The sequence below is a fragment of the Desulfamplus magnetovallimortis genome, from assembly GCF_900170035.1.
In the GTDB taxonomy this organism is placed as follows: Bacteria; Desulfobacterota; Desulfobacteria; order Desulfobacterales; family Desulfobacteraceae; genus Desulfamplus; species Desulfamplus magnetovallimortis.
In genome coordinates, this window is record NZ_LT828545.1 from 130,963 (window position 1) to 145,396 (window position 14,434).

The following is a 14,434-nucleotide window of genomic DNA, read 5'->3' on the forward strand; positions in this document are numbered from 1 at the left end:
GATTGATACACCATCATGACCGTTTACCGTGGAAATGGATATAATTTTCCATATTCAGGGGTGGCTGGATGGCAGCCATGACCGTTTACCTTGTAACTGTAACGTCAATACACAATCAGGCACAAAGCGATATGAATTTTAACAATAAGGAAAACGAAAAAGAGCTGCTGATCATTCAGCGTGACCTTGGAATTGCCCTCTCTTCAACTTCAGATTTTCATAAAGCGCTGAAAATATGTATTGATTCAGTGTTACGGATAGATGGTGTTGATTTTGCCGGAATTTATCTCAACGACTCTTCAGACGGGAGTTTCAAGCTTCACGCCCATTCTGATATTGACCCTGAATTTTTGAAGCTTGCATCATGTTATGAGTTTGATTCTCCCCAGGCAGCTCTGCTTTATAAAAAACAGTCAGTTTTTTCTACATATGAGAAGGTGTTGAATGACCTGAAACTTCCACGGAAGGAAATTAATCAGAAACTCTCCTTTGGGATACATGCCCTTGGCATGATTCCCATGCTCCATGAAGGAAAAATCACGGGATGCCTGAATGTAGCCTCCGGTTCTCTTGATTATTTTGAGGAATACATCTGTTATGCACTGGAGAGCATTGCATCCCAGATGGCTGGAGCACTTGCAAGAATTCAATCCATCAATGATCTGAAAATAAACCAGCAAAACTTTAAAACACTTTTTGATAACCTTGATGATTTTCTTTTTGTACTGGATGAGCAAGGCATGATTGTTGAGTTTAATCCGGTTGTTCCGGAGAGGCTTTGTTATACGGAAAAAGAGCTTTTACGCATGAGTGTTTTAGAGCTTCATCCGCCTGAAAGACGCCTTGAAGCACAGGAAATCATCACTGAAATGCTTGCAGGCAGATTGAGATACTGTCCTATTCCGCTTTTGAAAAAAAATGGAGAGCATATTCCGGTTGAAACAGCAGTTGCCCTTGGTCAATGGAATCGTAAAAAGGCTATTTTTGGTATTTCAAGGGACATCACAAGGCGTCTTGAAAGTGAAAAAGCCCGAAAAGTAAGTGAAAACCGTTTAAGGGTGGCAATTGATGCCATGGACGAAGGCTTTGCACTCTATGATTCTGAAGATCGCCTTGTTCTTTTCAATTCACAATACAAAGAGCTTCATTCTCCTTTCACGGAGATGATTATGACAGGTAAGAAATTTGAGGATATTATCCGCTATGGTGTCCGCAATGGTTACTATAAAGATGCCCTTGGAAAAGAGGAAGAGTGGATACAATGGCGAATCAAAAGACATCATGAGGGGGCAGGAAGTCTTCAGATAAAATCTGAAAATGATCGCTGGATAAAGATTTCGGAATGCCGGACAGAGGATGGCTGCACTGTTGGCTTTCTGGTTGATATTACTGAAATGAAACAGAAGGAATGTTTGATTGAGCAGGCGCTGGCGGAAAAAGAGACACTTTTACGGGAACTTCACCATCGTGTGAAAAACAACATGCAGGTGATTTCAAGTCTCTTGAAACTTCAGGCGTCAAAGCTGGAAAATCACTCCACCATGGTTGCCTTTGAAGAGGCTGAAAGCAGAATACACTCCATGGCTCTTGTGCATGAGACACTCTATCAGTCAGATAACTTTGCCGAGATATCTCTTCAGCTCTACTTTGAGAAGCTTAGCGGTTATATCATGCATATGTTTTCCGATATAATGGAGCTGACTGTTCATGTTGATGCCGAATCTGTGGTTTTGCCTTTGAAACAGAGTATCAACTGTGGATTGATTGCCACCGAACTTTTGACAAACAGTTTAAAACATGCCTTTCCTGAAAACGTTAAGATTCACGATGTTCAGCATTCAAGGTTTGTAAGGATTGAAGTCAAGGAGCGGGATAACTATTTACAGTTTTCAGTTGCAGACAACGGCAAGGGATTCCCAAAAGGGTTCAACTGGAAGGAGAGCCGGACATTGGGACTGCGCCTTGTCAGGGAGCTTGTTGAAAGGGAACTGAGAGGAACCCTTGAACTGGTTGAGACACAAGGAATCTGCTGGATAATCTCCTGGAACAGAAATATTGTTTTTCACTGAAATATAGATATTTTTACTGCTATTGTAACTAAAACGGTAGTGTTTTGATAAGTTGCTTCAATTGACTGAAGTCTGTCTCAAGTTGGGAGATCAGGGAGTTCAGTTTTGCAGAATCACCCATGCAGGCTGCAATCTCAATGTCATGGGCAGTTTGTTGAATGGCAACGGCGGCAACATTGCCAGCAGAACCCTTTATTTTGTGTGCCTGGAAAGCCATTTGGTCATAATCTCCTTTTTTTATTATCTCTTTTATATCTTTAATGCTTTCAGGCATTTTATTAATAAATAGATTCAGAATAATGGCAGCAATTTCCTTGTCATGCATCATACGATTATTAAGAGCATTAAGGTCAAAAACAGAAGATGTGTCAGATAGTCCTTTATAAATATGCTCCCGGGAAGTATCTGAGGGTTCATGAATCCCTTTTTTGGGGTATGCCTTTGGAGAGTAGGAGCTTGTTGATTCAGAGTCATGAAGAGACTCTTTGGGGTCACCTTCAGGAAGCCATTTTTTAAGCTCGTTTATTAGTGCTGTTTTGTCAATGGGCTTTGCAATATAGCCGTTCATGCCGGCATCAATGCATTTTTCCCGATCCCCTGTCATTGCATGGGCAGTCATTGCAATTATTGGAATATTTTGGGGTATAGTAGAATCAGAAGAGGAATTTCTTATTTGGCGTGTGGTTTCCATGCCATCTAACACCGGCATTTGTAAATCCATGAGTATAAGGGCATATGGCTTTTTTGGAAGTGCCTTTAGCACCTCATTGCCGTTGGATACAACATCGGCTTTAAGTCCGATTTTGCCAAGTATTCCCAGAGCAACCTCCTGGTTGATAATATTGTCTTCAGCCAGCAGAATGTTGAACTCCTGGCTGAAATAGAGCATGCCAGAAGATAATTTGCTCTTTTTTCTGGAATCTTGGCCATGTTGACCATGAGGAGAACCATTCTTATCATAAAGAGAACCATTCTTATAATGAACAGGTTGTTGTGACCCCCATGTTGTTTTGGATCTGTTTGTGTCGGCTGGCAATTGTGACGCATTAACTAACCGTGATTCATCATCTAACTGTGAAGCATCACTTAACTGTGAAGCATCACCTAACTGTGACGCATCATCTAACTTTTTAAGTGCAATTGTGAACCAGAACTCAGAACCTTTTCCTTCTTCGCTTTTCACTCCAATTTTGCCACCCATAATTTCAGCAAGTTGTCGGGATATGGCAAGACCTAAGCCGCTTCCTCCAAATTTTCGTGTGGTTGATGTATCTACCTGACTGAATTTTTTGAACAAAAGCCCCATTTTATCTTGTGGTATTCCTATGCCTGTGTCCTTGATTGAAAAATGCAGAATGATCTCTTTATTTTTTTCATTGAAAGCTGTTACCAGAATGGTGACCTTGCCCGATGGTGTAAATTTTATGGCATTGCCTGTAAGGTTGGTTAGAATCTGTCTTATTCTTGCCGGGTCTCCGTTAAGCAGGGCAGGAACTTCAGGCGATATTTTGCAAAACAGCTTAAGCCCCTTGTTTTCTGCCGGAACTGTCATTGCTGATGTAAATGATTCCAAAAGGGATTTTAGATTAAAATCAAGTAGTTCCAGTTCAAGTTTTCCTGCTTCAATTTTGGAGAAATCAAGGATATCGTTGAGAAGCAGAAGAAGGGCGTTGCTGCTTGAGCGAACAGTGTCTGCATAATGGCGCTGGGTTTCGTTGAGATTGGTCTCCAGAAGAAGCTCTGTCATACCTATTATGCCATTCATGGGTGTACGGATTTCGTGACTCATATTGGCCAGAAAATCACTTTTTGCCCTGTTTGCCTTTTCAGCTTCAATGGTCATGCGGTTGGCATAGTTAAGGGCGCTCTCAAGCTCCTTTTGTTTTTGCTTAAGATCCATGGTTGAGCGCCATGCCTTGATAATGGTGCGCACAAGAAGTAAAAATTCCGATACCACAAATGGTTTCCTGACCAGGTATAGGCCATTTTCCACCTGTTTTTCCATCTCTTCCACATCTGCATCAGAGTATGCTGTACAGATTACTATTCCGATATCAGGGTCAATTTCCCTGAGACGTGTGGCAGCCTCAAGGCCGTTCATGCCTGGCATGCGCATGTCAAGGATGCATACAGGAGCTTTATTGTGATGCCTGCATGCCAAAGCATAGTCATCAAGCATTGGCTGTGCATCACTGAAGGTGATACATGTAAAAGTGTTATCTGTGGATTGTGTTGATGTCCCCAGAATATCAAAATCATTGCCGGAAGGTGGCGAGAATATTTTTTTGTAATATTCCAGAATTCCTGGGTCGTCATCAACAACTAAAATGGTATTATCCTGCATTATCTCTACTTTCCTCAATCTCAGTAAATGGTGTTTCCTGCATTGCCTGAAAAATCTTTAGTTTTAACCAATGGTTTTATCCTGAATGGTCTGTAGTTCCCTCAATTTCAATACTCACTGTTGTACCAAGGTTAATTCCATCGCTTTTTATCTTTAAGCGGTTTTTGTTTGCAGAGAGAAATATTGAAAATGAGTGAAGTCCAAAACCGTTTCCATTGGCTTTTGTTGTAAAACCTGCATTTAGAACATTTGAAATGTTTTCAGGTGCAATGCCGCAGCCGTCATCCATGACAGAAATTGACACCTGGCCATTCAGTTCAGTAAGATTTACATTTACATTGCCGGAGTCGTTTATGGCCTCCACAGCATTTTTGATAATATTGTTAAGGCCGTTCAACATCTGAATTTTGTGGGTTTTGATAAAGACATTATGTGCAATTTGGGTTTCAAATTTAATGTCAGGATATTTTTCTTTAAATTCCAACACCATCTCTTCAAGCAGTTCAGAGATGTTGAAGCGGACAGATATTGGCGCCTGTCTTGAATCTTTAAAGGATTGCTGCTGATGGGAGATTGTCTGCTGAATTGTCTCCCTGATCCGGAAGATTTTTTGAATGCCTTCAGAGAGTTTTGGAACAGTCTTTTCCACCAGAACATTTTCAAATCGATCCAGAATGGCAGGGTCAGATTCTTCACGCAGCCGTTTGAAAACTTTTGGATACTGCTCAGTGCTTTTAACTATTTCATCAAGATCCATCAACGTGGAGTTCAGTGCTGTAACCGAATTTCCAACATTGTGCAGATATCCGCTGGCAGCTTCAAACATCCCCTGGGCATAGGCAAGTTCAGCCTCTTTTTCCTGCATTTTGATTTTTACCTGATGTTCAACAAGTTTTCGGTTTCTGTCTTCAAGCTCCATTGTCATTGCATTGAAATTGTCGGTGAGAAGATCAATTTCAGAGATACCGCTGTGGGTAAGAGCCGTTGGGCTGGACTCTTTTTCCATCTCATGGCCTATGTGTGATGTGGCATCAGCAAGGTTTATAATGGGTTTTGCAATGGTATTTGCCATAATACCGGCATTTTTTCTGAGTATAAAAAAGAAGACAAGGTAGAAGATAACCATAACAGCCACAACGCCGTAACCGATATATCTTGCAATATCGGCATTTTTTTTGGCAGAACTGTAAACTGTCTCCTGGTCAACCTGGATAAAAAGGCGCCATCCTGTCTCTGCAATCCTGGATTGAATAAGAAAAACCGGCATGGAACCTATGGTTACAGCATGGATGTTTTCTTGGGAAGAGAAAATTTCTCTGAAGGTTTCAGATATTGCGTTATCCTTACTTTTAAAGAGGTTGAAATCTTCAGGTTTCTGCTGCTCCTTTGATATTGCAGAGCTGTAAACATGGGATTTGAGTTCCTTCAATCCCAGAAGCTCCTCAACCCGAGGTTGCATGGCAAGGATCATTCCCTTGTCATCAGTGACAAATGCAGATGCCTCCCAGGGAAGATCCAGCTTAAGAACGTTTGTTATTATATCACTTGTGGTCACATCAAGCCCCACAACACCTTCAAGGGATTCATTGACATAGACAGGTGCCACACACGAAAGCATCCAGCCATTACCTGCTGGATCAAGATAAACGCCTGTCCATACAGGTTTTCTGTCAGGATTGTGCTCCCTGTCGGCAAGATAGTAAAAGTTGTAGTCCTCCATGTTGAGATCAGACGGGTACTGTTCATAAACCTTGTCAATAAATGGATAGAGCCTGTTCATGTCATCTGGAGTGTTTAAATATGCTGCTGCAACATTGGGGATATCTTTGACCATGTGTATGTAAAGAGGGTTTAAGGCAGCAGTTTTTATGGCTTTTTCAATCTGTTGTGGGGTAAGGTTATCTGCTCTGGTATAAAAGAGGCTGCTTCCTTCAGTAAGATTTGTCTGATATAGAGTATTGTTGGGTGCGGTTTCAAATCGGGGTTGCTCTCCCGGGACAAAATATAGTTCAGGGTGGGCAAGAAGCAGTGCATGTTCAGTTGCAAAATAGTTTGTCTCTGCTGCAATATTTTCAAAATTATCGCTTATCTGGCTTGCCTGCTGCCTTACAAGATGGGGCATTACCGTCTGTACCTCCTGTTCAAGGCTTTGCCTGGTTTTGTGGTTTGTATAAGAGTTAACCGCAAAATAGATGAAGAGCAGCATTATTTCTATTATCAAGATGGGGATAAGAGCGCTCTTTGAATAGTGATTCAGTATCAGTTTGTTGAGTTTGCTTTTTTGCATTTAGTTCACCATAAAAGATGTCAAAAAAGTGTTGAGGGTATTTTTATTGGTTGCAGACAGGTAGTTGATCAGGTTAGAATTAATAGCATTTGGAAAGGTTTGTTTCAAGTCATTATTCATTTTTAATGAAGCGATAAAACTGGACATATTGACATAAAAATGGTGTGTTTTTGAAATATTCAAGATTTGGAATATCTATGGAAACTTCCTTGCCAAAAAAGTATATGACCTTTATTATGAGCTGCGGGTAATTCCTCGTAAATTTGGCATGGTTTATTTGCCTGTTTACACTTTTCCAATGGCAAAATAACCCAACGGTAGAGAGGCAATGCATTGCGTATCTACTCCAGACAAGAAGTGTAAAGTACTTTACTGATACTCAAAGCCGACACCTATGATCTTTTGAGCCTTGTCAACATTGTCTGAATCAGGATGTCCAAGATTAACAAGATAAGGCAGGATTATTTATCCTGAACATCCTTTTCATCCAGGTTATCCTGATTCAGACAAATTCAATAACTGCTCAAAAAGCAATAAGGTGTCGATTTTGAGTAATCTGATATGAAGGATGCCAAAATTTTATGGAAAAGTGTAAACTGGCTGATGAAGTATATTTGATGTTTTGGAATTTATCTTTTTAAGGGTAACGTGCTCGAGTCCTTATTTTTAGTTTTGATAAAGTAAACGGGCATGATTGATTACGTATCAATCACCCCCAAATATAAAAATGATAGTTATTTTCACGGTAATCGCAAAAGGGAGAGTGTACAGGTATGTCTGACCATAGCGATATTTCTGGTATGACCGACCAGAAATACAGTGTTATTTTTCAGCCTCACAACAAAACAATTGAGGTTAATGCAGGTGAAAATCTTATCCGTGCAGCCATGGAGGCAGGAGTTCATATCAATGCATCCTGCGGTGGCGAGGGTGTGTGTGGTAAATGCAGGATTATTCTGGAAAAAGGAGAGCTTGAGGGGGGGACGGACAAGCTCTCAAACGAAGATAGGGAAAAGGGATATTATCTGGCCTGCCTTTCCAAGATAAGATCTGATGTTGTTGTGAGAGTTCCTGTGGAGTCCAATGTGGACTCTTCAGTTCTCAATATTGCAGCATCACCCCGCCATACAGCAAAGATAAAACAGGTCAGGCTTGATACACTGAAAGAGCAGGGAATGCTGATACCACCGGTGGAGAAAAAATATCTTGAACTGCCGGTTCCAACCACCCAGGATAACCTTGCCGATGTTACACGTCTGCTCAACTTTTTGAAGATTACCCATGATGAACATCGACTTGTTGTGGATTTGAATGTCATCCGTGAAATTCCGGATATCCTAAGAAAGGATGATTTTAAGGTTACTGCAACCATTGTGCGTCCGGTCAGGGAAGATGGTAAAAACCAGATTGTCAACCTTGAGCCTGGAGATACAACTGACCGTAATTTTGCCGTTGCCATGGATATCGGAACCACAACAATATATGGTGAAGTGCTTGATTTGAACAGCGGTGAGATTTTATCACAGTACGGTGATTTTAATGGCCAGATAAGTTATGGAGAGGATGTTATCTCAAGGATAATGTTTGCCGAAAAAGAGGGGGGGCTTCTCACCCTTCAAAAAAAGGTTGTGGAGACAATCAACAAGGTGCTGGAAAAGATTATCAAAAGGGCAAACATCAAAAAGGAAGAGATTACAACAATTACCCTGGCCGGCAACTCAACAATGACACAGCTTCTGCTTGCCATAAATCCTGGCTATATCCGTCGTGCTCCATATGTACCAGCATCAATTTTATATCCACCTTTTAGTGCATCAGAGATTGGCATTAATCTGGGGCATCATGCAATTGCTCTTTTGTATCCCGGGGTTTCAAGCTATGTTGGAGGAGATATTGTCGCAGGTGTAATGGGAAGCGGTATGTACCAGACAGAAAAACTTACCCTTTTTATGGATATTGGTACAAATGCAGAAATTGTCATTGGTAACAAGGACTGGATGGCCTGTACAGCCTGTTCAGCAGGACCTGCTTTTGAGGGGGGTGGTATTACATTTGGCATGAGAGCTGCCAAAGGTGCCATTGAAGATTTCTCAATTGATCCTGTAACCTATGAACCAATGATTGTGACAAAGGGAAGTGTCAGACCAAAGGGTATATGCGGGTCAGGGCTTATAACCATTGTTGCGGTGCTTTTTGAAAACGGTCTTATAAATAACAGGGGCAAGTTTAATCAAGACCTTAAAACCGACAGGATCAGGGAAAAGGAAGGTATCTGGGAGTATGTCCTTGTATGGAAAGATGCAACCCAGATAGACAGGGATATCACAATTACCGAACCTGATATTGATAACCTTATACGGGCAAAGGGTGCCATGTACAGCGGAGCCATGACCCTTCTTGAGGAGGTGGGTTTAAGTATCACCGATATTGAACAGATAATTCTGGCAGGAGGTTTTGGAAGTTATGTGGATCTGGCAAAGGCCATGACCATAGGACTTTTGCCTGAGACTCCCCCTGAAAAGGTGATTTATCTTGGTAATGGTTCGCTCCTTGGAGCCAAGATGAGCTCATTTACAAATCTTTTAAGGCGCAATGTGGGTGAGGTGGTTAAGATGATGACCAATTTTGAATTGTCCGAAACTCCATCATACATGGATCACTATGTGAGCGCTCTTTTTCTGCCCCATACCGAGATGAACTATTTTCCAAAACTCCAGGAGCGTATGAATGCAAGAAAGAGTGGATAATATTCTCGAATACATATTGAAATACTTACCTGTTTAGATGCCAGGAGCGTATGAATGTCAGGAAAAATCAATAATTCTCAATCTTATGTCAAATATATTGAAGTGCCTGTTCCGGTTCTTGGTAACAATATCGCAGATGTTGAGCGTCTTAAGGCACCCCTGTTAAAAGAATTAAAAGGTGTTGATAACATTTTTGTTCCCACAGGTCTTGCAGTTAATTTGCCTTCTAAGTTAAGGAAGTGGGGAAATCGCATAAAAGTGGTTCTTTTCAGGGATTCCAGGGGTTGGTTTGTTGTTGATCTTCTTGAGCCTGACCCTGATAAGCCTCTCTTTGGACTTGCTGTTGACCTTGGAACCACACGAATTGTTCTTCGTCTTGTCAATCTTGAAATTTCAACAAACATAAGCTCCGCATCATGCCATGAGACAGCCTTTGACAATCCCCAGGTTAAAGTTGCCCCGGATGTTCTTGCAAGGATACACCATGCAGGAACAGAGAAAGGAAGGTCTGAACTTCAGGATCTTGTCATTGAAGGATTGAGTAATAATATCAATATTTTATGTCGGAAACAGGGGGTAGAGCCAAAGCAGGTTGTACTTTTGACAGTGGCCGGCAACAGTGCCATGACTCATCTTTTTCTGGGAATAGAGTCGTCCTTTTTAATAAGGGAACCATATATCCCGGCTGTTAATGCACCTGAGCCTGTTACTGCTTCAGAGCTTGGCATCGGAATAAATCCCCGAGGCATGGTTTACATGTTTCCCAATATTGGTTCCTATTTTGGAGGTGATCTGATATCAGGAATCCTTTTTGCGGGGCTTAACAAAAAGGAGAACCCATGCATAATGGTGGATGTTGGAACAAATGCCGAGGTTGTTGTTGGCAACAGGGATTGGTTAATTGCATGTGCCGGAGCTGCAGGCCCTGCTCTTGAGGGAGGCGTGAGCGATATGGGAATGACCGCAAAGCCTGGGGTCATTGATACGGTAAAAATTGATCGTGAAACAGGTAAGGTGGATATTCACACCATTGATGAAAAGTCTCCCATAGGTATATGCGGCTCCGGTATGATTGATCTTGCAGCCCAGCTTTTCCTTTCCGGAATGGTTGATATCCGTGGCAAGTTTGTCCCTTCTGTATGTGGCAGCAGATACATTGAAGTTGGTGGAGAGGGAGAAAACAGAGGGGCATTTTGTCTTGTGAAAGCTTCTGAGTCCGGCACAGGCAAAGATATTCTTCTCACACAGATTGACATGAACTCTCTTACAAGCTCAAAGGCCGCAATGTATTCAATCCTTCAGGTTATTGTTGAGAAGACAGCGGGGCTTGAATTTTCGGAGCTTGCAAAATTTTATGTTGCAGGAACATTTGGCTCCTTTATTAAGCCGGTGTCAGCCATATCAATTGGAATGTTGCCTGATATACCCCTTGATAGATTTGAAGTTTTGGGCAACTCATCCCTTGAAGGTGCTTCACGGCTTCTTATGGACCCTAATGCATTTGATGAGATAGAAAAAATTAGGCACGGAATAACCTACATTGAGCTAAATGTAAATCAGGAGTTCATGAATATTTTCAGTGGCTCCAAGTTCTATCCCCATACTGATATAAGCCGTTTTCCTTCTGTTATTTCAAAATGTTAATCCAGGTCAATATTTGTAGATTTTTTATAAGAAAGTCCCCGTCTTTTAAGGATCTATAGGAATTTCATGCTTAGTTGTGGCAGATGGAGCTGCCATGGCCGTTATATGAAAGTCTCAGTAAGTGGCTGTTTTTAAGACGACTTTCATCTCTTCGATTGTGGCGGTCATCAGCCATGTACGTTATCCGAAAAACATCTTGTGTCTGGACGGGTATGGCAAGGGTGCCTTGGTTGTTGACATCATGATAAATTGTCTGATATAGCTCTGATTATGAAAAGGATTCCTATCCCTCCCTTAGATGGTGGCAAACTATGGATACATTAAAACCATTCACCAATGAACCAGCTTTTTTAGGCCGTAGTTACGAGATGGATTTTCTTCAGTCATGGATAGTGGAGAAACCCAAAAATATTCTTTTTCTATATGGTCCAAAATCCAGTGGCAAAACCACCCTTCTTTACAAATTTATTGAACAGAATCTCAATAACATAAAGTATGATATAAAACATTTTAATCTGCGTAGATTATTACTGATTAACTATGAGAGTTTTCTGAGAGCATTCTTTGAGCTTAAAACCAGTGAACAGGTTAAGGAGCAGCGGCAGTACGATCTGAAGGTTTTCAAGCTCAGTGTTGAAACCATAAAAGGATTGGAATTAAAGGATATAGATCCCTTTATTGTAATGGCAAGGGAACTACAAAAACAGGTTAAAAAAGCTAAACGTCCGATCATTATCATTGATGAGCTTCAAGCCCTTGACGAGATATATTTCAACGGAGATCGTGAACTTTTAAAGGAGATGTTCAATTTTTTTGTGGCCATGACAAAGGAGTCTCATCTTTGTCATGTCATAATTGCAAGTTCTGACGGTTATTTTATTGATCGTATCTACAATGACAGTCGCCTTAAAAAGACAAGCGAGTTTCTTGAGGTGGATTACCTTGGTTTTGACGATGTAATGGAGTGGCTGGCTAACCTTGAAAAATACAGTAAAATTGATGAGTTTGTGCTTACAGATTTCCAGAAGCAGGTAATGTGGGATTTTTTTGGAGGTTCTTGCTGGGAGATATCCAATTTTTTAGGTCATCTTCTCATGAAGGTGGAAAATGCCAGGGTATCTGATAAGGATTTTCATGATATTCTTGAGGTCAAAAGAATTGCCTGTCGCTCCATGTTTGCAGAATATGCCACAATTATTCCGAAAAAAAGGGCATTGTTAAAGGAGATTGCAAAGGTTCTTGAGCATAAAAGGGTCTTTACTCCTGATGATATTGTTGCCCTTGTTGAACAGGAGATCTGGCAGCCTGACGATATGATTGACGAGCTAAATCGACTTGTTCAACGTAATTATTTAAGCTATGCACCTCCAAGGGCTGAGTATGCACTTCAGGGCAGGAGCATGGAGATCGGCATTTGTGCTTATGTTGAGATGATCAGTTCTCGGCAAATATGATCTGCTGGAAAAATGATGCTTGTCACCTGAAATTTTACCTTATAGTGTTATGTCGTATCAGCCATAGTGACAGCGTCTGCAACCGTTCCTTATTACGTTGTGTCATATCAGTCATCGTAGATACCATTGCTTCTATCGTGATGCATCCATTTCACCTTCAGTTCTTTGTACAGCAGTATATTTTATGGTCAATGTCTTTGCCTTTTCAGGTATTTTAATCGATGACGGAAAAACGACTATTCCTGTCTGAAGTGTTGAACTTGCAGGTTCTGTTATGGATTCAAGGGGAACCTTTTCTGTATAAAGCGTTGTCAGATTTTCTATACCAGGACTTACACCTGTTACATCTATAAATGCAGGGTCTGGTACTGCACTTTCAATTATAATATTCTCAGCAAGTTTGCCTGACCAGTCAATCTGTACAGGAACCTTTCTGTAGGCAACTCCTCCCATTACAAGCTCGACCTCTCCTGGCTCTGCTTTTTTAAGGTTAACCCCAGGGGGTAGAACAATGCTATCATTGGATATCTTGAAAGTATTTGAGCCAACAGTTGCCCCGCCAAGTTTTAAAAGCACCTTTATGTTTTCAGGCTTCAATGATTTGAGAAGAGGCATGGAGCCACTGAGATGAAGCTCCACGGTGCTGGTTGATGCTTTTATTATGTCAAATCCCTGTTTAATGTCAGTGTACTCAACAGGAACATTGATGGTTTTTAAAGTCTCTTTGCCCCTTGAAAGACCAAACCATAGGCCGGTGATCATGGATAGACAAACAATTCCTGCAATACCAAATTCAATAATCTCCTTCCAGTATTCAATTCCGCGTTTTTTTATCTCTCCTGTGTGATTTGTAAGGATTTCTTGTAATGCCTCTATACTTTTGACATCTTCAAGTCCGGATTTACTGGCAACTGTGACATGGCCTCTCTCCTCTGAAACAGCAATCACAAGGGCATCTGAAACCTCGCACATGCCTGCTGCTGCCCTGTGGCGTGTGCCGTATTTGGACGGCATATCCTCTTTTTTTGACAGAGGAAGAATAACAGAAACTTCGGTCACTTTGTTGCCTTTAATGATTATGGCTCCGTCATGTACAGGATTTTTGTCCCAGAAAATAGTCATTAGCATCTGTTCTGTGATTTTCCCGCCCCACTCTATACCTTTCTGGATATATTCATCAATGTGCTGTTTTCCAGGGAAAACCATAAGAGCGCCAATTCTTTTCGCTGCAAGTTCAAATGTTGAACGTGCAATAATTTCAATGGGTGTAGAAGTCTTTCTTGATGGAAAGCCCCAGAAAAACGAGAGTGGATTTTTTGACTGGAAGATCGATGCAATATCATCTCTGAACACAATGATCAATATGATGGCAGCGGCTGCAATTATTCCCTGTATTGCCCATGTTGTGACCACAAGCCCCATGTAGAGGGCCATGGTCCTCATAATCCACAACAGGGCTGCTGCAGGAACAATTCGAATGAGCCGTGAACCTTTCAGAAGTACATAGAGCCTGAAAATAATATAAGTGTTAAGAAATATATCAATAAAGTCCTGCCATCGCATGGTACTGAGAAAATTTAAAATATTATCCATAATAGCTCGTGAGTTGTAACTTTAGGAATGAGTCCAGAATAAATTACCCTGATTTCCACTCTCAAGTGTGTGAGATTGGCTGGGGGGATGAAGTAAATTGTCAAGTTATTTCAAATTTGTTACTTAGTAATGTGGTTTAATTAACTTACCCAAACTCCCACTCTCCAGTCTGTGAGAGGGGTTTGGAGGGTGAGGTGAATGGGCAAGTTTATATGAAAGTCTCAGTAATTGGCTGTTTTTAAAACGACTTTCATCTTTTCGATTGTGGCTATCATCAGCCAGGTACGTTATATAAA

At 41.1% G+C, this 14,434-nt stretch carries 7 protein-coding genes; 4 read left to right on the plus strand and 3 right to left on the minus strand.

Translation table 11 applies throughout. The features are described from left to right. The first annotated feature begins 68 nt into the window (after positions 1–68). Positions 69–2,069, plus strand: a complete 2,001-nt coding sequence (locus tag MTBBW1_RS12275; RefSeq protein WP_080804036.1) for a histidine kinase dimerization/phosphoacceptor domain -containing protein — start codon at positions 69–71, stop codon at positions 2,067–2,069. Positions 2,070–2,097: 28 nt separating this feature from the next. Here the strand turns inward: MTBBW1_RS12275 and MTBBW1_RS12280 are convergent, their stop codons facing one another. Together MTBBW1_RS12280 and MTBBW1_RS12285 are read right to left on the minus strand one after the other, a co-directional pair. Then, a complete protein-coding gene (locus tag MTBBW1_RS12280; RefSeq protein ID WP_080804038.1) occupies positions 2,098–4,413 on the minus strand; it encodes a response regulator in 2,316 nt (771 codons plus the stop codon). A gap of 76 nt (positions 4,414–4,489) precedes the next feature. Further along, complete coding sequence (locus MTBBW1_RS12285; protein WP_080804041.1) at positions 4,490–6,700, minus strand: PDC sensor domain-containing protein; 2,211 nt, start codon at positions 6,698–6,700, stop codon at positions 4,490–4,492. Between the two features lie 773 nt (positions 6,701–7,473). On the opposite strand from MTBBW1_RS12285, the gene MTBBW1_RS12295 reads away from it, so the two are divergent. From MTBBW1_RS12295 to MTBBW1_RS12305, 3 genes are all read left to right on the plus strand, one after another. Next, entirely contained in the window at positions 7,474–9,447 is a 1,974-nt protein-coding gene (locus MTBBW1_RS12295) for an ASKHA domain-containing protein (RefSeq protein ID WP_245809362.1), read from the plus strand. A 54-nt stretch (positions 9,448–9,501) separates the two neighbouring features. Next, positions 9,502–11,091, plus strand: coding sequence for an ASKHA domain-containing protein (locus MTBBW1_RS12300; RefSeq protein ID WP_080804046.1), 1,590 nt, complete (start codon positions 9,502–9,504; stop codon positions 11,089–11,091). 311 nt (positions 11,092–11,402) lie between these two features. Then, complete coding sequence (locus MTBBW1_RS12305; RefSeq protein WP_080804048.1) at positions 11,403–12,545, plus strand: ATP-binding protein; 1,143 nt, start codon at positions 11,403–11,405, stop codon at positions 12,543–12,545. 132 nt (positions 12,546–12,677) lie between these two features. Here the strand turns inward: MTBBW1_RS12305 and MTBBW1_RS12310 are convergent, their stop codons facing one another. After that, on the minus strand, positions 12,678–14,138 hold the full coding sequence (locus tag MTBBW1_RS12310) for a diadenylate cyclase (RefSeq protein ID WP_080804050.1): 1,461 nt from the start codon (positions 14,136–14,138) through the stop codon (positions 12,678–12,680). Positions 14,139–14,434 lie beyond the last annotated feature (296 nt).